The sequence below is a fragment of the Chitinophaga sp. SYP-B3965 genome (genome assembly GCF_009647655.1).
In the GTDB taxonomy this organism is placed as follows: domain Bacteria; phylum Bacteroidota; class Bacteroidia; order Chitinophagales; family Chitinophagaceae; genus Chitinophaga.
The window spans coordinates 901,301-923,029 of the sequence record NZ_WJFD01000001.1 but is presented as its reverse complement, the minus strand read 5'-3'; the positions used below and the strand labels follow the sequence as shown (position 1 = coordinate 923,029).

General features: G+C 44.9%; 11 protein-coding genes. 4 read left to right on the top strand and 7 right to left on the bottom strand.

Going from position 1 to position 21,729, the window contains the following annotated elements:
* Positions 1 to 29: 29 nt before the first annotated feature.
* From GFS24_RS03600 to GFS24_RS03575, 6 genes are all read right to left on the bottom strand, one after another.
* A complete protein-coding gene (locus GFS24_RS03600) occupies positions 30 to 635 on the bottom strand; it encodes a hypothetical protein (RefSeq protein ID WP_153658201.1) in 606 nt (201 codons plus the stop codon).
* Positions 589 to 5,037: a DUF6443 domain-containing protein gene (locus GFS24_RS03595; RefSeq protein ID WP_173002957.1), complete on the bottom strand. Its 4,449-nt coding sequence runs from the start codon at positions 5,035 to 5,037 to the stop codon at positions 589 to 591. The genes GFS24_RS03600 and GFS24_RS03595 overlap by 47 nt, the downstream gene beginning before the upstream one ends.
* A 9-nt stretch (positions 5,038 to 5,046) precedes the next feature.
* The gene (locus tag GFS24_RS03590; RefSeq protein WP_153658199.1) at positions 5,047 to 8,589 is read right to left on the bottom strand and encodes a hypothetical protein; all 3,543 of its coding nucleotides are present in this window, start codon (positions 8,587 to 8,589) and stop codon (positions 5,047 to 5,049) included.
* Between the two features lie 169 nt (positions 8,590 to 8,758).
* Complete coding sequence (locus tag GFS24_RS03585) at positions 8,759 to 10,189, bottom strand: hypothetical protein (RefSeq protein WP_153658198.1); 1,431 nt, start codon at positions 10,187 to 10,189, stop codon at positions 8,759 to 8,761.
* Between the two features lie 30 nt (positions 10,190 to 10,219).
* Entirely contained in the window at positions 10,220 to 10,693 is a 474-nt protein-coding gene (locus GFS24_RS03580; RefSeq protein WP_153658197.1) for a hypothetical protein, read from the bottom strand.
* A 277-nt stretch (positions 10,694 to 10,970) separates the two neighbouring features.
* Positions 10,971 to 13,430, bottom strand: coding sequence for a TonB-dependent receptor domain-containing protein (locus GFS24_RS03575; protein ID WP_153658196.1), 2,460 nt, complete (start codon positions 13,428 to 13,430; stop codon positions 10,971 to 10,973).
* Between the two features lie 179 nt (positions 13,431 to 13,609).
* On the opposite strand from GFS24_RS03575, the gene GFS24_RS03570 reads away from it, so the two are divergent.
* The 4 genes from GFS24_RS03570 to GFS24_RS03555 are packed head-to-tail and all read left to right on the top strand — an operon-like array spanning position 13,610 to position 19,766.
* Positions 13,610 to 14,224: a TetR/AcrR family transcriptional regulator gene (locus GFS24_RS03570; RefSeq protein WP_153658195.1), complete on the top strand. Its 615-nt coding sequence runs from the start codon at positions 13,610 to 13,612 to the stop codon at positions 14,222 to 14,224.
* A 57-nt stretch (positions 14,225 to 14,281) separates the two neighbouring features.
* Positions 14,282 to 15,640, top strand: a complete 1,359-nt coding sequence (locus tag GFS24_RS03565; protein ID WP_153658194.1) for a TolC family protein — start codon at positions 14,282 to 14,284, stop codon at positions 15,638 to 15,640.
* A gap of 8 nt (positions 15,641 to 15,648) precedes the next feature.
* Complete coding sequence (locus tag GFS24_RS03560; RefSeq protein WP_153658193.1) at positions 15,649 to 16,704, top strand: efflux RND transporter periplasmic adaptor subunit; 1,056 nt, start codon at positions 15,649 to 15,651, stop codon at positions 16,702 to 16,704.
* A gap of 17 nt (positions 16,705 to 16,721) precedes the next feature.
* On the top strand, positions 16,722 to 19,766 hold the full coding sequence (locus GFS24_RS03555; protein ID WP_153658192.1) for an efflux RND transporter permease subunit: 3,045 nt from the start codon (positions 16,722 to 16,724) through the stop codon (positions 19,764 to 19,766).
* Positions 19,767 to 19,808: 42 nt separating this feature from the next.
* Here the strand turns inward: GFS24_RS03555 and GFS24_RS03550 are convergent, their stop codons facing one another.
* Positions 19,809 to 21,605 carry a long-chain fatty acid--CoA ligase gene (locus GFS24_RS03550; RefSeq protein ID WP_253906392.1) on the bottom strand — a complete coding sequence of 599 codons (1,797 nt, stop codon included), beginning with the start codon at positions 21,603 to 21,605 and terminating at the stop codon, positions 19,809 to 19,811.
* Positions 21,606 to 21,729: the final 124 nt, after the last annotated feature.

Genomic DNA, 21,729 nt, shown 5'->3' with positions numbered 1-21,729 from the left:
TAAATAATATTTCAGTTAACAACTACAGGTTAATCGAATATACTAGGATCTATTTTTTTTCTTACCAAAGCTAAATACTGTAACTGACTTGCATTAAATACACCTTTTTTAATTTCTTTGTCCATATGAGCATTGATCTCTTTTTCCTCCGCCTTTTTATTTCCAGCAATCCATATCTGCATACTAATAGACTGCACCATTACACGTTCTAAAGCATTTTCGCCTTTTTTCATATGAGCGTCATAAGTATAAATAAAAAACTCCCGAAACCGCTTATAAAAGACTTTAATGCCTATTTCCAAAAAATACTCTGCTACGTAACCATCTCCAGCCGTTGCAAATGCATCAAGACAAGCAAAATATTCATTATTTCCGGTCCTGATCACCCTGGCTGTTAAAGTATCCAACAAAGCGATCACACATTCATCCTCGCTTTTACTGATAATTTTCCGCGCATTCGCACTAACAAATTTCATATCAAACTTCACTGCTTTAGCTAACTTGCAGCCATCATAATTAATCACCTGTGCCTCCGCACAAGCACCATACATCATTATGATTAAAAGCAAAAGGGTTCTGGCCATTATACTAATTACTGCCATTTTCTCCTTCCCTCTTTTTTGTTGATTCTTCATAAAGTGATTTTATATATTCAATAGCGTCTTTAATACTACTCTTAAGCTGTTCCAGCACTTCAGCATAATTATCTGAAGGAACCATATATACACCATTTTTTTCCGCTAAATCGGCTACTACTGTAAGTTTACCTCCTTTTTCCTTGGAATCATTCTTCTGGAGGGCATCCGTTATAGCCTTCATTGCTTTAATATCTGCATCATAACACCTGAGGCAACCTTGTGTTTTGCCCAACTTAGGTGCAGGAACAGGAGACCAGTCCCCTGTTCCTTTGTTATACGTTTCTTGTCTTCCCCCATGAACCCTGATATCCCCCCGGCCACTTTCTGCTATCTCACCTGATTCCCCGGTCAAAATAAGGCGGGGATTCTTACCATAAGATATACGAGGGCCTCCGGACTTCCACATATTATCATTTGGTATATCATACATTCCTAAAGGCGTATCCGCATTTTTAGTCATCCTATTTCTTCCTGCAACCCCCTCTGCGCGAACATTCATCCTGAAAACCTCTTTGCCATGCCTATCGGTAACAATGGCAACACCATATCCATACTTACTCCTGTCATTAAAAACATGGACAGTAACATCCCATTTACCCGTTGGATCTATTCGCAGGATTGGATTATTCCTAACATAGGTATATGGTGACATGGCAAATAAAACATCGGCATCAGGATCAACGGTATTAAATCTTCCTACCTGGAGGTCATACATCCTTGCGCCATAATCATACCAGTCCAGCCCTTCCTCATCACTGAACTCCTTATGTTGCAATTCCTTACCATTGTAGAGATACTTGTTCTCAAGTTTCCCTGGCGCCCTTCCACTGATTCCATCCATCACCAACCCATATGGATAGTAATGCGTTTCTTCCAGCACCGGGCCGGTAATGTGCTCAAGTATAATATTGTCAAAGAACACATCCTGTGGGCTCTCATTGCTGGCATAAATATACAGAAAACCACTTTGTTTGATCACTGTTTTGTCCTGCGCTAACGTTTGTAACTGATCCGGTTCCGCCTTTACCTGCTTTACCCCACTATTATCTTCTACCAGTTTCATCTGTTCATCAAACAACACAAAGTTCAGGTAGGCTTTGGGCCTGCCCGTGAGGTTCTCCTGTTTGTCCTTCTCCTTTAAGTGCTGGTATTGGTTGTTGTAAAAATCTGAGGTGAAAGGAGTATTGTTGGTAGCACGTGAAGCGTGGGTGCCCGGATTAACATTACCACCATTACCGAAGGCCTGCGCCAGCGCTGTGACCATATCCTCTGCCGGTTGCTGCTTTTTGTTCTTAACCGGCCCCTGTGATTTATAAAATGCCCTTGCCCCTATACGAATCGTATCCCCTGCCATTACCCTGATCAACAGTGAAGGCCCGATCTTCTTATCCGGATTCGTGGCATTGAGCCTGGCCACTGATCTGTTGGCTTTCGTAGCACTGTTATCTTCCGGGTAACCGGCTGGTTTGGTACTCCGGCTGCTTTCAATATTATTGAATAATGCGTTTTCTCTCGCTGAACTTTCCTGTTCCATCGAAGCCAGGTACATACTAAAATCAGTTTGCTCCGTCAACACGATCCGGGTGTTACCAAGATGGTCTTTCTCAAAGTAATCAAAATACCAGGCCTGAGGTTCCCCTGTTTTAAATACCGTCCGGATGCGGCCTTCCTCATGACTCACAAACTGTAGGGTATCCTGCTCATAAATAAATCCGCTGATGTAATCGGTGATGGTGGTTTTTGAAGAGCCCATAGTAATATCCGTCACCGTCTTGCGTAATTTGTTGCCTGCAGCATCATACAGGAAACTGATCGTGCCTTTATCAGGGATGCTGATTAGCTCCGGCAGCTTCAGGTGGTTATAAGTAATGCCTGTGACATTCTTGTTCTTATCTATCTGAAGGCTACCATTGGGATCGTAGATATAGTCAACATCAGTCAATTCGTTAGCCTGATTAGAAGCATTATTCACATCCGGTTCTTTGAAGTCACCCAGTTTTCGGGTCGCAACATTGGATCCATCCCAGACATTCTGCAGCTTATTGGAATTGGATGCATAATTATAGTGAAGATTGTCCATCGGGGTAACAGCACCGGCTACCAGTCCCATTTGTTTCATGCGGCCAATATTGCCATTGGCATCATAGCTCAGGCTGTCTACTGTAAAATCGACTTCGTTCTTTTGCCAGGGGGCACTGTTATTGATCGTGTTTTGCTGATTAAAATCCGCTTTGGTCAACCGGTTAAACTTGTCATAAGTATATCCATACGCCCGGTGGATCCCATTCGTACGGCTCTTCCATCTGGCACCAGAGATATTACCATTGTATTGTTGATTGCCCTCAAATCCATAGTCATAACTCAACTCCTGGCCGAACCAGCTAGCTGTGCTACCGGCTGTGTTCACAAAGTTTTTGTTGATGCACTTAAGCCAGCCCCGGATATTATATTCATAGTTCAATTCATCCAGGTAAGTGCCCGCTAATGTTTTGCCTAAAGATTTCTTTTTCAACTGACCCAGTTCATCATACTCCATGGTAACAATAGTACGTTCAAGGTTAGTACTGTCATCGTTCAACCGTTTTTTGATCTCTGTTACCCTGCCGGCATGGTCGTACTTCATCATGGTTAACACGCGCGTAGAAGGATTGGCACCGCTACGCGGGTTTTTATGATGCAAATAGGTACTCAATACCTTCCCGATAAAATCATACAAATTGGTGGTGATATCTTCTCCGCCATTGATATTATCTCCACGGCTCTGTATCACTCTCCCTTTTTCATCATAGAACACACTGGTTGTCAGCCATTGGCTGGTGCCCAGCACCCGCACCTTATTGCCGGTTACAAGGCCGCGGGTAACACTGCCTTTAACGGTAGCCTCTACATAAGGATTCGTGCCGAAACGGTTTTTGGCCGCATAATTATCATCATAAACTTTTGCACCATTGTATAGGTAGTTATCGTAGTAAGTATAAGCAAGGGGCTCATAACCACTGATATCAGGCAAAGGATTTGATACCAAGATTCTTTCTGTCCCTAATGTGAGGTCAGGCATAATCTCTGCCAAAAAATCCGCATTTGTTTCACTATCAAAGCCATCCTGGAAAATGATCTCCTGCCGGGCATGGTAAAGTGGACGGCCCACTTCCCGGGAACCGATCACCAACTGGTCCGGACCAGGAACCACATAGTTCTGTTCACTGCTGCCACCAGTTACACCATTCATCATTTCCTGTAAAGCAGCCCTGTTATTATTACTAAAATAAATAGCCGTCATAACCGGCCGGTTCAGTTCATCATAGAAAGTGGTGAACCATTCCGGGGTAGTTTTAGCACGCTGCACACCATCCTGCGTAAAAACCAGGCGATCGCGCAAATCATACACCATTTGCACTTCTCCGGCATCTGGCACTTTTTTAATGATCATGCGGTTACGGCCATCATATTGATACCGGAAACAAAGACCATCCGCAATCGTTTGGGTAATCGTCCAGCTACTGTTGATCAGTTCTACGGCTTTCGGAGGAATTACAAAGCGGATATTATTAAGATCATCGTACACATAATAAGTACATAACCAGCCAACATGCGCATTACCGGGGCTATCCCCCAACTGTACTTTCTTTAAAATCACCTTATCCTCTTTATCTGTATATTCTACTACCTGGTTACCTTGTTCATTTACTATTACATTCTTGTACAATTCCCCGGCTGCATAAGCACTAGTGGAAACGGGAATATTACTATCTGAGCTTATGTTCCACTTCCTCACCGTATCTGTTGCGGCATTGACCAGATATTGTTGCTGCACTGGTTTATGGCCACCACGTTCTATCGTAGCCGGATCATTCTTCGCCCAGCTGTTCCCTTGCACAAAAGTACTGAGGGGGCGGTTCAACGGAGAAGCTTCAAAATCCTGACGGCTATAAAACACCGCTTCGCCATTGGTACCGGGGCTGAGTAAATCAGACCCGTAGAATCCCTCCTGGTTAGCAAAAGGATTCGTTTTAAAAATACCATTGCTGGTCCCCTGATCTGCATAAGGCAGATATTTAAATTGCTCCCTCCCAAAAACATCATACACCACAGGCGTTACTATATCTTTCCTGTTACCACCTGTACCTCTGGAAACGGTTTGCAGCGGCCGGCCCAAACCATCTACATATTGTGTGGTTTGTTTTACTTCAGCCACAGAAGTGCTGGCACGCACCACAGTAGTATCTGCTGCAGGCATGCTGGGTTCCCAGACCCGTACGTAGCTGATGGTAGTATTAGTATAAGCACCCGGCTTGGCAACGGCAGCACCTGTTGGTCGCACACTGCTACTGCCCGGCGCTTGCGCGGAAAGTTCGAAACTTAAACAGGTTAATGCAAAACAAATATAAATGCAACGCATAATCATAGATTATTGGGTAATAGGAACCTGGTATTGATAATCATACTGCTTCAAGATCTTTCCGTTCTGATCACGGACAACCTTTAAACGAACCAAACCGTCATACTCATAATAAGTGACCTGGTTATTTAGATTACACTGGCTGGTTATGCCTATCAATGGCTCATATGTATAGGTCGTCATTTGTGCATTTGCCGGATAAAGACGCAATTCGTCTATCAAATCATTACCTGTAATTTTCACATTGTTTAAACCTGTTATCCTATGTTCGTAATAGGACCATCCATTAAACGATCTCCCTTTCACAGCAGCACCTTGTGTACCAGTTACTGTATAAGCAGAAACATTCTGCGACCAGTAAGAAACAATATATTCCTTCGTTGTAGTAAGCCCGTTCTTAGTAATCCCTGCAACACCTGCATTATTCAAATTGAAAGCCTTCCCACCGGTAACCGCACCCATAACCTCCCTGAGTGCTGAAGGAATGGTCCAATATCCTGTTCCATCAGCTTCAAATGAAGTATAAGCAATGGAAGAACTATCTGCATTTATACATTCGGCAATAGGGTAAGAAAACTGATAGTCCCAGATATATGCCTGCCTCACATCATCTTTCTTTGATTGTTCCAGTAAGTTCCCATGCAGATCATATTTAAAAAACTCAAGCCGTTTTTCCAGGTTGCCACTGCCTAATTGTAAAGACTTACTTCGGGGTAAAACCAACCCCGTTGGGTATCTTTCAAAATTTGTTGTTGCCCTGGCAGTTTGTACATTATCCTTTAGTTCCTCTTGTTGCAGCACCGATACAACTATATGCCTGGTTACCAGGTCCTGCCTTGCTATTTCCTCATTTCCTGTGAGAACAAGATCAGTTGGATAATAGTTATTGATCACTTTTATACTTCCATCACTTTGATTAATGCTAATTTTCGTAGGCATAGCATGCACTTCGTCTCCGTATTCAGTACTCACTTTTTCTTCTACAAAATTCTGTCCGGTATTATCATAAGTTAATGTGCGTACCGTATCAGCGTAAACCCATGAACGGTATATGTTATAATACGACATAAGGTGCTGCTCCCATTCCATAGGGAGAGGTGTGCCAGTACGTAAACATTTGTCTACATAATTCCTTTTAATGACAAATCCATTAAAAGTCTCGGCTACCCTGAGGTCTTGTTTATAATTTGTAAATACTTTCTTTACCGGGATAAAACTTGCACCCTCTTTTCTAAAAGCACACTGATAAGTTTCCAGGCCATTCAGGTGACTATTGCCGGACCAGGGAGAGCCAACAATGTAGTGCCCCATATACCCAACCGGCATACCGTCCCCGGCAACAGTAAACCAATGTTCAACGCCCCCATTTTCATAATTCTCACCCAGGCTTTCCACTACGTCTGAATACCCAGTTGGTGCAAAAGTGATCGTATTCATATTAACTGTTGAGTTGGAATACATAGCGTAAAAATGGAATTCCAACAACTCATCACAGGGCGAAGTATCTACAAGATCTTTACAGAATGTATAAGTATACAAGTTAGCTTCGTAATCCGGGGGATTACCAGCCTGACCTGAGGAAATCAACGGAGTTGATAGTTTACTATAATTATATTTCCTGATGGAAACCTTATCATCTGCATTATTATAAGTAAACGTTTTGGCCACCCTTACACCGCCTGAATTAACATGTCTGTATTCATTCGTCGGATTTCCAGCCATATAGTTGACAGCACTGCTTCCCGTGCCATTTCCGGCAATACTTAACCTCATTCTGTAAGAACCAATACCCACTATAATTTTCTCCGTAAACGAGGTGGATTGCGCATCCTGCAGAGATTTATTAAAAAGAATATTATTATTGGCATCCAATAAAGTAAATATGGCATACCCCAAAACAGAATCTCCGGATGTAGCAATGTTACAACTTCCTGTTAAGGTTAATTCCTGCGCAAATGAAAGAGAAGCAAAAGATGAATAGGAAATTACTTCTATGGTTGAACTGCTTGCTGTGACTGAAACAGCGGTTGGTGGAGGAAGTACTTCAACCTGTTTATACACCTGGTTACCTTCATATATAATACTATCCTTTCCTCCGGTTGGATAGGTAATGGAAGATAGTAACCCCTTTGCACAATAAACCGGATTAGCTTCCCGGTTTGCATTAGCAGCGGGAAGATAATGCCTGAAAGTTAAGGTGGGAGGAACAGGAATTAATGTGGAGTTAGACTGTCCATTAAAGTACCCCCAATGGTCCTGCGCATAAGATAACCTTCTGGGCAAAACACCAAAATCATTATACAAAAAACTATGTTTCTTTATCAAAGAACTATCCGGGCTTCTTTCGATAAGGCTCATCAGAAATGGCCGTTGAGATAAACTGGTAGCAGCACTGGCCGAACTATAACCACTATTAACAGAAGGGTAAGTATATGCCAGATTAAAAATTTTAAGTGGAGCAACCTGCGCCGGCTGATAAACCTCTATGGAAGACAACAATTTATCATTGTAGTCATTTCTGTTTATGTACTTGAATTTTATTTTACCTCCCGAAGTAGAATTGATCTCCTCTAAAATTGCCCCATAAGTTTTAAGATTGTTTACACAAGTAGTGTTCTCCAGCGCTGGTGCAAGTACCGGTGGACTAATTAAAGCACAAAGGAATTGTTTTGCAAATGGATCTACCTGGTAAAAAGTCTGGCTTGCACCTGTCAGATAATCAAACTGCAGGCGGGAGTAAGTAAAAGTAATGCTGTCATTAGTGGGTGTTACTATTTTGTCCAGATACCAGGCTGTAGGCACGTCCTGATCATAAGCATACCCGCATTGTGGATGAAGACTGGAACTATAAGATGCAGTAAAGTCACCGGAATCAAAAAAATATTGCATCCCATCGCCTGTGATAATTTTAAACCGATACCCCGCATTGGAAAATTTTGCCTGCTCAATCTTTAAATTAGCATGTGTTAGCAGGATCGGCTTTTTCTCATATACATTCCTATTGGAGTCTAGTATAAACCTTCCACTATACCCATTAAAATTGAAATTAAAGATATCAGGCTGACCATCAACCGTTCCATATGGTCCCTGCCCTCCTTCTAATGGCCCACCTTCACCAGCTAAGGTATTCATGAACTCCAGCATTTCCCGGTTTTCCGGAAGACCGGCAGGTGGAGCGATACGCATGGCCCTTTCATCCACACTTCCATATACAGTTCTGGTAATAACACCACCGGCATTAAGGCTCCATCCCATACCTACTCTGGATGCAATTTCATCTACTTTAAAACCAGTTGATGTATAACTTAATGATATAGGGAGTTTAACATTACCGCATTCATACTCAAAAAATGGTATGTTGAAATTAACCGATCCGGAAGATAATCCCGGATTAATACCGCCATATTTCCCCAATGAAGCCGCATCCGGTGCAGGAGGCAATATTTGTGTGACCTTATTAAAGTCACCAAGGTTGATCTGGCCGAGTGCATTTTCGCTACCTAAACCAATAATAAGGAGGGCCGGGATAATGAGCCGTTTTATGGAATTCATATTTTGGTCAATTATATTCTTAACATAGGTTTTTATATAATTTGAGGCTTAACAAACAATCCTTCCACTATAACAGGATTCGTAGTCTGGGCCAATACGGGACAGGAAAGAAACAACATGGCAATACTGCCAATAAGGAATTTTTTCATAGATATACTTTAAGCAAGGTTTAAAAACTATACCCCAACCTAAACTTCACCGGATCCAACCTCGGCACCTGGGAATTCGCCAAAAAATCATACAACAACATCATATTCCCCTTCAACTTATTATTGATCTTATATTTCTTACTCACCCCTATCAATGCACTCCTGGACCAGTTATGCTGCCCATACAACTGCGCCGCATTCGCAAATGGCTGATTGAAGTTATACTCAAACCCTCCATTCACAAAAAACGTCCCCTTCAGCTTATAATCCCCGAAAGAACGGAACCCCACCCCCTGATGTGAAAACCGGATATTATTAAACCCTGTCCCCATTCCCAGTTTGTAGGAAGCCCCCAGCCCAAGTATCCCATTCTTAGAAAACTTATACCCCACCTGCCCCGCAAAATCCCCCGTAGTAGGAAAGAATTGCGTAGACCGCTGGAACTGCACATTCGTGCCAAACTCCAGGCGTTGCAGTAAACTTTTTGTTTTTAATTCTTTCGGTTTGAAATCCGGCATCTCAGCGGCATTATCGAGATCAGGAAAATTCTTCTTCAATTGATCAAACTGGGAACGCGCCGCTTCCATCTGTTGTGAGAGGGCTTGCCGCGCATTGGGTCCGCCGCTGCCGATACGTTGCTGAAGTAACTGGTCCACCTGCGCACGGGTTTGCAGCCCTTCCAGGCTCTGGGCCAGATCGCCGGAAGAAGAGGACGGAAGATTAAACAAACTGGCCAATTGTGAATTACGGGAGATGAAATCTTTATAAGCAGGCACCTTCTGCAAAAGCTCCATTGCTTTTTTCTCTGCTTTTTTGGAGTCCTTAAAAACTTCTTTGTATTCTTTTAATTGCTGCGCGTAGTAGTAAGCTTCTTTATTGATCTTCTGCAGATCCCTGGTAAGACTGGTATACTGAGACAACTGCGATTTCAACAATTGCTTTCGTTCACTGATATACTTCTTGATATTCTCCGCCTGCTGTAATTTGGATTGCAGTTCTTTCACGCTCTCCATGGACTTTGCCAGTTTCCCCTGGGCCTCTTTACTTTTACCCAGCAACTGCTTGGATTCCTTTAAAAAGCCCAGGGAATTAGACAATGTATCCAGGTAACCGAAATACTGGCCATTTACTGCCTTACCTTCTTTAGAACTCTTAAGGCGCGCCTTAAGCCCGCCCAAAGAGTCTATTGATTTTGTAAAGATATTCTTAGCCGCCAGGGAATCTATCTTAGACAGCTTACGCTGTAATTTCTTCTCCTGTTTGATCATCCTGTCCAAAGCCTTGGCGGTACGTTTGTCCACCTGGTTTTCCAGTAAACGGCTTTTATTATTTACCTGTGAGAGATATTTCTGCGAAACCTGCCCAACCTTTGCCATCGCACTATCCTGTGCAGATCCCAGGTTAGAAAATGCAGACAGGATAACGATAAGAATGGTGAAACGGGCTAGCATAATGGTATAAGGTGTATCGCAATAATAAAACTATTCTTTCTTCTTTTTCTCCTTTCCTTTTAATTTCTTAATAACTTTCTCCTCATTCATAATATCCAGGTACATTAACCCGTTTGCATGATGCAATGTGCAGGAGAGATAATAAGTAAACCGCTCCCCGATAATGTAATCCATGGTAACCGTATCCTTCGCTAAACGTAATTTCTTCTGTGGCTCACCGAACAACTCTATCAGGTCTGATTCGGAACAGGCAGATTTAATTGGAAGATGCAAAGCTTCCAGCACTTTCCCGGCCATGTTATTATCATCTTTTGTAAAATCCAGGGAAATGGCCCTGGTGTCCTCCGGTTCTGTAATAAGACGGAGGAAGGTGTTAAAGCCCGAAAGTTCTCCTACCCATTGCTCACCCATAAAATCATAATTCTCTACCTCCCTGTAGTCAGGACCGGCATAAAAGTCACTAAGCCGGATGTTATGGAAGTCCTGGTACGCGATAATATCCATACTGATTGTTCTTTAAATTCTGCACTGAAATAATGGTACTTACGGAAATACGCCTCTCCTGGATGCTTCGAAAGCCACCGTCGTGAAATGGGGAATAAAATAGGGATTCGAGCTGCATAGGTAAAGCGGAATTAAACCGCAGTATAAATATATAGCAATTTCTCACATTTTAAAATGCAGAGCGAAAATTATGCTCTGACGCATAGTGTTTTATACTAATGTATATAAGAAAGGCCGGACTGAAAGCCCGGCCTTTACATATTAGAAAGTGTGTTTTTTAGAATCCGTCTCCCCCCATATTATCACCGCCTTCGCCATCTCCCTTACCTTTCTTCTTGAAGAGTTTCGTATCCATCTTTCCAAAACGCCAGCTCAGGTTTACACGCAATTCGCGGGAAACTCTTTTCCGGTAACGCTCTGATGAAGAGAAAGTGGTTGTGGTCCAGCTAAGGTCACGGTCTGTATTGAAGATATCCGTTACACCCAGCGATACGGAGAAGTTCTTCTTTTTCAGGAAGTCTTTCTTCATAGCCAGGTCTACCTGGTATTCCGGAGCTTCTTCTCCCTGCGGATTGATCTGCCGGGATTCGTATTCGCCGGTCACCTGTAAGGTCAGGGCCCAGGGGAGTTTGGTGTTGCTATTGATCTTACCGAACCAAACAAAGCCCTGGTTGCTCAGGTTCTGCGCGCTGATCTTTGTTTGGGAAGCGTTCAGGTTGGTAGTGATATCCCAGCCCTTGGTGATCTGGTTCCTTACGGTCAGCTCTGCACCCAATGAATTACGCTGATCTGCGTTGATGGGATAGTTCAATACTACTTTACGTTCCTGGCCATCCAGGTTCAGCGTGGTATCCACGTAGAAATTGGTGATGGCATTATTGGTGTTCCGGTAATAAACGGATACCAGCACATTATGCTTTTTATCGAAATCTTTCAGGTAAGATAACTCAAAGGAATTCGTGAATTCCGGCTTCAGCGCAGGGTTACCACGGTTAGCGGAGTTAGCATTGTATTGAATGTTAGGCAGCAGGTCACGGAACCAGGGGCGCTGGATCCGGCGGCTGTAGTTCAGTTGCAGCTCATGATCACCTTTAAATTTCTGCGTTATAAAGACGCTGGGGAACAATCCGATAGGATAATCGATCTTGTAATTAGCATCCTTCACATTCTTCATCTCTCCGCTATAGTAAGACTGCTCTGCACGTAAACCTGTCTGGAAACCGAAGTTTCCGAAACCGCCGGTATAACTTACATACGCCGCATTGATCTGCTCAGAATAATTATAATTATTAGACAGGGCGGAATCATATTCAAACTGCCCGGTATTGAAGTCTTTACCTAATGTATTCAGCAGGCTGTTAAAAGTACGCACATTCGTACGCAGCCCGGCTTCCAGTTTTGATTTCTCTGTCAGCGGATTCACGAAATCGATCTGGCCCGTGTAATAGGTGGTAGTGTTGTTACCCTTACCATACCGCAATTCCGGCTGATTAGGCGAATTGCTTGGCTGGCCCTGCATATCATAGTATTGCAGGCTGTAATCGTTATCGTTCTTTCCTGTGGAACGGTTATAGGTGAAGTCTCCCGTAAGTTCCATGCCTTCTTTTGCAAACGTACGTTTGTACCCTACCTGCGTAGTATAATTGCGAAAGTTGTTCTTGCTGTCGTTCCGGCCAATACCATAACGCAGCCTGGTCTGGTGTGCATCCAGGTCGTAAGTGGTTTGTTTATTAAGATTATTAAAATCTCCTCCTACGATCCCTTGCGACAAGGTGATGGTATTACGGTTATCAATGAACCAATCAAACCCGATCCTGCCGGATTGGAAAAGGCGGCCAAAGTCCCCATCCTGGTATTGATCCAGGAAAGTAGTATCTGCTGCATCAAAGTTTTGGCGGAACATATGCTGCTTCATGGGGCTCTTCCTGTCTCTCCTGTTATAATTTATAAAGAAGTTGATCTTATCCTGGCGGATGTTGAAATCCACACCGGCATTATTACTATTGGTCGTAGAATAACCAGCGGTGATAAGACCATTGATGCCTGCCCTGCGGTTCTTCTTCAGCACAATGTTCAGGATGCCGCTCATCCCCTCTGCATCATATTTGGCAGAAGGATTGGTCACCACTTCTATATTGGCAATAGCGTCTGCAGGGATCTGATCCAGTGTGAGGGTACTGGGGCGGCCATCAATAAAGATGGTTGGCGAACCATTCCGCACAGATACGTTCCCGTCAATATCCACATTCACCGAAGGCACCTGCCGCAATACATCTGTTGCTGTACCGCCTACGCTGGACAGGTTCTTATCTACATTGAACACTCTTTTATCGATAGCCATGGTAAAAGCAGGTTTCTCCCCTACCACTTCCACACCTTTCAGGTTGCGGGAAGTAGTTTTCAGGCGGATATTACCTACGTCAGCCGTGGTTTTCACTGTAACGGCTTTGAAGAAGGTTTCGTAACCAATGAAATATATCTTCAGAATATAACTACCGGGTTTGATGGGACGGAAACTAAAATCCCCGTTCCCCTTGGATAACATCCCGGTGATCAATGTGGAGTCTGATGCGTTTAAAACTGCTACAGAAGCGTATTCTACAGGTTTGCCCGTTTGAGCGTCCAATAATTTACCCATTAATTCGGCGTGCGATTCACCCTGTTGTTGCTGCTGCGCGAGTGCCTGACTATTTACACACAAGACCCATCCTAACAGCAATATGACAATTTTCCTCATGTTTGATTTTAAAATAGCGTTAAAAGTACGCCTTAAAGATTTAGCTGGTAATATAAAATGGATGGATGGTTAATGACTCTGTTCAATTAGACGCCGTTATTCCTTTTTTCCTGCGCGCCTAAAATAAATTTGGAATTACTGAACACCGTTCAGTATATTTGCACCGTAAACTATCTAACATGGGTATAACTGACAGGAAAGAAAGAGAAAAGGCGGAAATGAAGCGGCTGATCATTGAGGCGGCTATGCAGATGTTCCTGGAAGAGGGGTATGAAAAAACGTCTATCCGTAACATTGCAGATAAGATCGAATACAGCCCCGGCACCATCTATCTCTATTATAAAGATAAAGATGAACTGCTGTACGAAGTACAGCGGGAAGCATTTGGCAGGCTCTACGAAGCCTTTGTGCAAAACGCACCCAGCAAAAGCCCCTGGAAGCGGCTGGAGCAGATCTCCCATACATATGTGAGCTTTGGCAGGGAACATCCGGACCTCTATGACCTGATGTTCATCATCCGTGCCCCCATGAATAAAGTGGAAGACAAAGGCGGCTGGGAAAACGGAGATGCCTGCTTCAATTACCTCTTAGAGTGCATCACTGCCTGCATCGAGAAAAAGCTACTGCGTTATACGGATATAAGACTGGCTGCATTGTCCGTCTGGTCCTTTACGCATGGCCTTGTATCCCTCAATGTACGCTGCCGTTTCAAGGTAATGGATATGGAACAGGATCAGATCAACAAAGCCATGGAAATGGCTTTACACGAATACTTAAGATTGATAAAAGCTTAGTCAGTTGCAGCAATGCAACTGGCCTTTTTTTTGCCCATGCGCTAAACACCGTTCATTATGTTACCGAAGATCATTAAACTTCCCTTGTTTACTAGTCTTGTATTAGTCACGCAGTTAGCCACTGCACAAAGCCGGCTGGATGATTATATCCAGGAGGGTTTCTCCCGCAACCAGGCTATCGCCCGGCAGAACTTTCAGCTTGAAAAAAGCATGTATGCTTTGCAGGAAGCCAAAGCCCTCTTCATGCCATCTGCCAGCGTGATCAGCAATTATACAAAAGCCAGCGGCGGCCGTACCATTGATATCCCTACCGGCGATATGCTGAATGGTGTGTACTCCACCCTGAACCAGCTCACCGGTAGTCAGAAGTTCCCACAGTTAGCCAATCAGTCCATTCAGCTGACACCGGATAATTTCTACGATGCCAAAGTGCGCGCTTCCATGCCATTGATCAACACAGAGATCATGTATGCCAAAAAGATCAGGCAGGAAGATATCACCCGCCAGCAGGCTACGGTGAACGTGTATAAACGCCAGCTGGTGAAAGACATTAAAACGGCCTATTACCAGTATTACCAGGCCACCCGTGCAGTGGATATCTATAACAATGCACTCGTGCTGGTGAAAGAGAATATCCGCGTGAACCAAAGCATGCTCAACAACGGCATCCGCAATAATACTTCGCTCACCCGCGCACAAACGGAACAACAGAAAACGGAAGCGGCTATTACACAGGCGGAGAACACACAGCAAAATGCCCGCGCCTATTTTAACTTCCTCCTGAATAAACCCTTAACGGATTCCATTCAGCTGGACAGTACGGCACTCGTTGTGTCCGAAAGCATCCCTGCCACCAGCACACAAACCCGTGAAGAAATACAACAGCTCACTTCCACGAAGAACATGGCACTGCTGCAACAGAAAATGCAGCACTCCCTCTTCGTACCTAAAGTAAATACCTTCCTGGACCTGGGCTCGCAAGGGTATAACTTTGCTTTCAATAACACCACCCGGTATTACCTCTGGGGCGTAAACCTGCAGTGGGACATCTTTACCGGCGGCCAACGGAAATACCGCACCAAACAAGCCGGTGCTGATGCTTCCATGGCGCAAACAGCATTAGACGAAACCAAACAGGGCCTGGAACTGGAACTCAACCGCGCCAGTAATAATTACCGCACAGCTTACGTGAATTACAAAAGCGCACAAACGCAATTGCAGCTCGCAGAGAAATACTTCCGGGACCAGATGAAGGTCTACAAAGAAGGACAGCTGCTCTACATTGAATTACTCGATGCACAAAATCAACTCACCAATAGCCGTTTACAATTACTCCAGGCATATGCACAAGTGCAGATCTCACAGGCAGAAATTGAACGCGCACAGGCCGGGTACCCTTTAACTAACCTTCAATAACTTACTATATGAAACTGTATATTCTTTTATTCTCCGGTGCTATAGGATTTAGCGCATGCGGCGCAGGATCAGCAGCGTCTGAAATACCACCACAGGCAGACATTCCTGTGAAACTCCTCGCCCTGCAAAGCCAGTCAACCGCTGCCAGCATCCCTGTTTCCGGTGTATTCACCACGGATGATGAAGTATTGCTGTCTTTCAAAACAGGCGGTATTATTCAACGCATCCTCGTAAAAGAAGGGGATGCCATCCGCCAGGGACAAACGGTAGCCATCCTCAACCCGGTGGAAATTGATGCCCAGGTGCAACAGGCACAGCTGGCTTTTGAGAAAGCCACGCGGGATCATCAACGGGCCACTAACCTCTACAATGATAGCGTAGCCACACTGGAACAATTGCAGAATGCACAAACTGCCAAAGACATTGCACAGCAACAATTAAAAACAGCACAATTCAACCGCAGTCACAGTGTGATCACTGCACCGCGTAATGGTTTTGTGCTGCGCAAACTGGCAGCAGAAGGCCAGCTGGTACAACCCGGCACACCCATCCTGCAAACCAATGGTGCACAATCCGGCAACTGGCTGTTGCGTACCAGTATCAGTAATAAAGAATGGGCGGCTATCCGCTTACAGGATACAGCATCAGTGGAAGTGGAATCTGTTCCCGGCAAAACTTTTACCGGCCTTGTTTCCCGCCGCTCTGAAGGAATTGATCCTGCTACCGGCTCCTTTGCCATAGATATCCGCCTCACCGGGGAAAGACCTGCCAATATTGCCTTTGGCATGTTCGGCAAAGCAGTGATACACACCGCTGTACAAAGTAAAAGTACAACGGGCAACACATGGTCTGTTCCTTATGATGCCGTACTGGATGGAGATGGTAACAGCGGATATGTTTTCATCACCAACGATGGTAAAAAAGCACAGAAAGTGAAAGTAACCATCGCCGGTATGGAAAAGGATCATGTGATCATCAGCCAGGGACTGGAAAATGCCCGCCAGCTGATCATTTCCGGTAGCGCTTATCTCACGGACAGCAGTACTATCCGCATCATTCAATAACCTCCAACCCTGCAAACATGAAAATATCTGACTATGCCGTTAAGAATTACCAGTTCACACTGGTGATCTTCATCATGATCATTGCGCTGGGTATCACTACCATCCTGAACATGCCACGTTCAGAAGATCCGGAAATGCATGCACCTACTTATTCTGTAGTGGTAGTGTATCCCGGCACCAGTCCAAAGGACATGGAGGAACTCATCGTAGACCCGCTGGAAAAAGAGATCAATGAACTGGAAAACGTACTGCGCATCCGCACCAGCATCAGCGACGGACTTGCCATCATGCGGATAGAATATAAATACAGCAGCAATGTAGATGATAAATACCAGGAGATCGTTCGCGTAGTGAATAACAAGCAACGCGACCTCCCTTCTGATAACATCTTCATCGAAGTGCAGAAATTCCAGCCCTCGGATGTGAACATCATGCAGATCGCCCTGATCTCTGAAAACGCACCCCGCGATAAACTGAAATTCTTTGCAGAGAAATTACAGGATGAACTGGAAAAGCTCACCCCGCTCAAGAAAGTAGAGATCCATGGTTTACCTGTACAACAGGTACGCGCAGAACTGGACCTGGAGAAGATGGCGCAGATGAACCTGCCGGTGAACAATGTGATCAGCAGCCTGCAAAACGAAACACTCAGTATTCCCGGTGGTAGTATTGATGCCGGTAATAAAACCTTCAACATCAAAACCAGCGGCAACTTCCACTCACTGGAAGAGATCAGCAACACCATCGTATATACAGGCGCCGGCCGCAACATCTACCTGAAAGACATTGCCAAAGTATATTACGGTTATGCAGACGAAACCTACCAAACCCGCCTCAATGGCTTCCGCTGCGTATTCGTAGCCGCTGCACAGAAAGAGGGTGAGAACATCAGCAAAACACAATTGCTCTATAAACCGATCATAGAAAAGTTCAGGAAAACACTGCCCGCTAACATTGACCTGATCGAACATTTTGACCAGGCCGCCAATGTGAACAGGCGCCTCGGCAACCTGGGGATCGATTTCCTGATCGCCATCTTCCTCGTGGCTATCACTTTGCTGCCATTAGGTTTCAGGCAAGCCATGATCGTAATGATCTCTGTGCCGCTTTCGCTTTCCATCGGTATCGTGCTGCTGCAATTATTCGGTTATAACCTGAACCAGCTGAGCATTGTGGGTTTGGTGGTAGCATTAGGGCTGTTGGTAGATGACAGCATTGTGGTCGTAGAAAATATAGAACGATGGATGCTGGAAGGGCACAACGCACTGGAAGCTACGCTCAAAGCCACTAAACAGATAGGCATGGCCGTACTGGGCTGTACCGTTACCCTGGTCATTGCATTTATGCCCATCGTATTTATGCCGGAAGGATCAGGAGATTTCATCCGGAGCCTGCCGCTGGCCGTGATCTTCTGCGTACTTGCCTCCATGTTCGTATCGCTGACCATCATTCCATTCCTCACCAGCAAAGTATTGAAACCCCATACCGGCCATCCTGATGGCAACATCTTCATGCGTGCACTGAAGAAGCTGATCCACGGCAGTTATTCACGCCTACTGGATAAAGCTCTGCAACGCCCTGTACTCTCACTTGTTGTTACTGCGATCATCTTTGCAGGTTCTATCGGGGTATTTAAGATCATTGGGTTTAGCTTATTCCCTAATTCTGAAAAGCCCCAGTTCATGATCAACATCACAGCGCCACCTCAATCCAATCTGCTATATACCAATGGTATCACCCGGCAGATAGAACAGGCGCTGAAAAAAGAACCGCTGGTGAAATATTATGCTTCCAACGTGGGCAAAGGAAATCCGCGGATCTATTACAATGTGATCCAAAGAAATGAGCAGAGTGATTTTGCACAGGTATTTGTGCAACTGGGAGATGAAACCAATCCAAGAGATAAACAAGCCCTCATGGAAAAACTCCGCAAAGCCTGGACACCTTATCCCGGCGCTAAAGTGGAAGTGAAAGATTTTGAACAGGGTCCTCCTGTAGTAGCACCTGTGGAAGTGCGCATCTTCGGAGATGACCTGGATACCCTCCGTGAATTGGCCTCCCGCGTGGAAGGCATGTTGCAGAAAACGCCTGGCACCATGTACGTAGATAACCCGGTAGATCTGCTGAAAAGCGATATCAGGGTAGCCATTCAACCAGAAAAAGCACAACAGCTGGGTATTCCTTTCGTCCAGATAGATCGCACGGTACGCCTTGCCGTAGCAGGACTTACCTTAGGAAAATACACAGACGAGAATACGAATGATTACAACATCCTGCTCACCCGTGCAAAAGAAGGAAGACCTACATTGGATGTGTTCAGGAACCTGTATGTAAATAACCTGCAGGGAAAATCCATCCCTTTATCACAGGTGGCAGACTTGAAAATGGAAACATCTCCTGTACACATCAATCACCAGGAGAAAAGAAGAGTGGTATCCGTGAAAGCATTCCTGCAACAGGGTTTCCTGGCAGACAGGGTGATCACGGATGTGATCGGCAGAATGGATGCGATGGCTTTACCCCTGGGTTACAGTTATGAAATGGGCGGCGAAGTAGAATCCCGTAAACAATCATTCGGTGGTTTTCAGAACATCATTATTGTTACGGTGTTCCTATTCATTGCCGTATTGATCCTGGAGTTCGGCACCTTCAAAAGTACGCTCATCATCCTGTCAGTTATTCCGCTGGGTGTAGTAGGCGCTGCCATTGCGCTCTGGATCACAGGCAATTCCTTATCATTTGTGGCCATCATCGGGTTGATAGCATTGGCGGGAATTGAAGTGAAGAATACCATCCTGCTGGTGGATTTCACCAACCAGTTGCGGGCACAGGGGAAAGATCTTGAAACGGCCATCAGGGAAGCGGGTGAAGTAAGGTTCCTGCCTATTGTACTCACCTCTTTAACTGCTATCGGGGGATTGATACCGATTGCTATCTCTAGTAATCCATTAATTGCGCCGCTGGCGATTGTATTGATCGGAGGGTTGATCAGTTCTACCCTGCTGTCAAGGATCGTAACGCCGGTGGTGTATAAGCTGATACCACCTAAGATCAAAACTTAAAAGAGAACGGGGTTGTTTCATCAAAGAAACAACCCCGTTTTTTTATACTGCATAAATTCGTTCCACTACATCTTTATACTTCTCCATGATCGCCTTCCTTTTCAAACTCAGTTTAGGCGTCATCTCCCCCGTTTCCACGCCCCACTCTTTCGGCAGCAATTCAAATTTCTTGATCTGTTCTACGTGATTGAATAAAGCATTATATTTCTCCACTACCTTTTCGTACATAGCCAATACCTCTTTATTCTTAATGGCTTCTTCCACTGTGGTGAAAGGAATATTATTCTGCGTCATCCATTGTTTCAGCCTGTTAAGGGAAGGTACGATCAACGCTGCCACAAACTTCCGTTCGGAACCGATCACCATGATCTGTTCAATGAAAGGGCTTTCCTTACATTTGTTCTCGATCGGCTGCGGCGCCACGTATTTACCACCGCTGGTTTTGAAGAGTTCCTTTTTGCGGTCTGTGATCTTCAGGAATTTCCCATCCACGAACGTACCAATATCCCCCGTATACAACCAGCCATCTATCACCGTTTCTGCTGTGAGGTCCGGGCGTTTATAATACCCCTTCATCACGGATGGCCCTTTCACCAGTATTTCGCCTTCTTCTGTCAGTTTTACCTCCTGTCCTGTTATTACCGGGCCCGTGGTACCAAAACGTGTATTCTCCCGCTTATCGCGCCTGTTTACGCTGATCACGGGGCTATTCTCTGTAGGGCCATATCCTTCATATACCGGAACGCGCGCAGCGGTGAAGATCCGAAGCAGGTTTTCCTGGCAGGCGGCACCCCCTGTAACGATAAAACTGATGTTATTGCCTAATGCTTCCCGCCATTTGGAAAAAATGAGCTTATTGGCCAACGCCAGCTGCAGGTTATACCACCAGCCGCCGCTGATATTGTTATCATATTTCTTACCCAGTGCTACCGCCCAGAAGAACAAAGCCCTTTTGATCCCTGTGAGCTCATGGCCTTTGCTCATGATCTTCTCATATACTTTTTCCAGTAAGCGGGGTACTGTGGTGAATCCATCCGGCTTTACTTCTTTAAGGTTATCCCCGATCTTGTCAAGGCTTTCTGCATAATAGACGCTGATACCGCTGAACAGGTAAATGTAGGTGCACATCTTCTCGAAGATGTGGTTCAACGGCAGGAAGCTTAATACTTTGGCATCCGGCGCATCAGGGAACGGGAAGCTTTCTTTGGAATTATAAACATTGCTCAAAATATTCCGGTGTGTGAGCATCACCCCTTTAGGTGTGCCTGTTGTACCGGAAGTATAGATGATCGTAACCACCTGCTCCTCATCGATAGTCGGCTTTATGGCTTCCACCTGTTGCAGCAGGGCATCGTTGGCCATGTCCGTTACTTTCGTCCAGTGCTCTGCACCCGGCACTTCATCAAAGGTGTAAATACTTTTCAGGGAAGGAATGTCCTTCATCATCTCCTTTATTTTCTCATATAATTCCGTATTGCTCACGAAAATATATTTCACGGCCGCATCGTTGAGGATGAATTGCACCTCAATGGGATTGGTAGTAGGATACAGCGGTACCAGTATACCACCTATTTGCTGTACGGCAAGGTCCGCATAAACCCATTCAGGACGGTTATTACTAATGATCGCCACCTTGTCTGCCCCTTCCGCCGTATGGTCGTTCCCGCTCACGCCGAGGCTTAAAAGCCCTGCACTGAGGCGGTTCACCGTTTGCTCCACTTCTTTTGTGGAAACGGGCTTCCAGGTGCCGTCTGTTTTAGACACCAGCATATCTGGCTGAGGGAAAAACTGCAATTGGTGAGCTACTGCATCAAAGAGGCGTTTGGGCTGTATCATCATACGTGTTCAGTGCTTATATACGGTAAGTTAATGAAAAACAGCAGATATTCAAATCAGGGGTGATTTTGGCCATATAAGTGCCTAATAGTCATCAAATGGCGCCATGATGTCACCCTTTTGGACT

Bases quoted from the DNA above. Each gene is read 5' to 3' on its own strand.
- GFS24_RS03560 (WP_153658193.1), top strand. From the start codon at position 15,649: ATGAAACTGTATATTCTTTTATTCTCCGGTGCTATAGGATTTAGCGCA.
- GFS24_RS03600 (WP_153658201.1), bottom strand. From the start codon at position 635: ATGAAGAATCAACAAAAAAGAGGGAAGGAGAAAATGGCAGTAATTAGT.
- GFS24_RS03565 (WP_153658194.1), top strand. From the start codon at position 14,282: ATGTTACCGAAGATCATTAAACTTCCCTTGTTTACTAGTCTTGTATTA.
- GFS24_RS03550 (WP_253906392.1), bottom strand. From the start codon at position 21,605: ATGATGATACAGCCCAAACGCCTCTTTGATGCAGTAGCTCACCAATTG.
- GFS24_RS03570 (WP_153658195.1), top strand. From the start codon at position 13,610: ATGGGTATAACTGACAGGAAAGAAAGAGAAAAGGCGGAAATGAAGCGG.
- GFS24_RS03585 (WP_153658198.1), bottom strand. From the start codon at position 10,189: ATGCTAGCCCGTTTCACCATTCTTATCGTTATCCTGTCTGCATTTTCT.
- GFS24_RS03555 (WP_153658192.1), top strand. From the start codon at position 16,722: ATGAAAATATCTGACTATGCCGTTAAGAATTACCAGTTCACACTGGTG.
- GFS24_RS03595 (WP_173002957.1), bottom strand. From the start codon at position 5,037: ATGCGTTGCATTTATATTTGTTTTGCATTAACCTGTTTAAGTTTCGAA.
- GFS24_RS03575 (WP_153658196.1), bottom strand. From the start codon at position 13,430: ATGAGGAAAATTGTCATATTGCTGTTAGGATGGGTCTTGTGTGTAAAT.
- GFS24_RS03590 (WP_153658199.1), bottom strand. From the start codon at position 8,589: ATGAATTCCATAAAACGGCTCATTATCCCGGCCCTCCTTATTATTGGT.
- GFS24_RS03580 (WP_153658197.1), bottom strand. From the start codon at position 10,693: ATGGATATTATCGCGTACCAGGACTTCCATAACATCCGGCTTAGTGAC.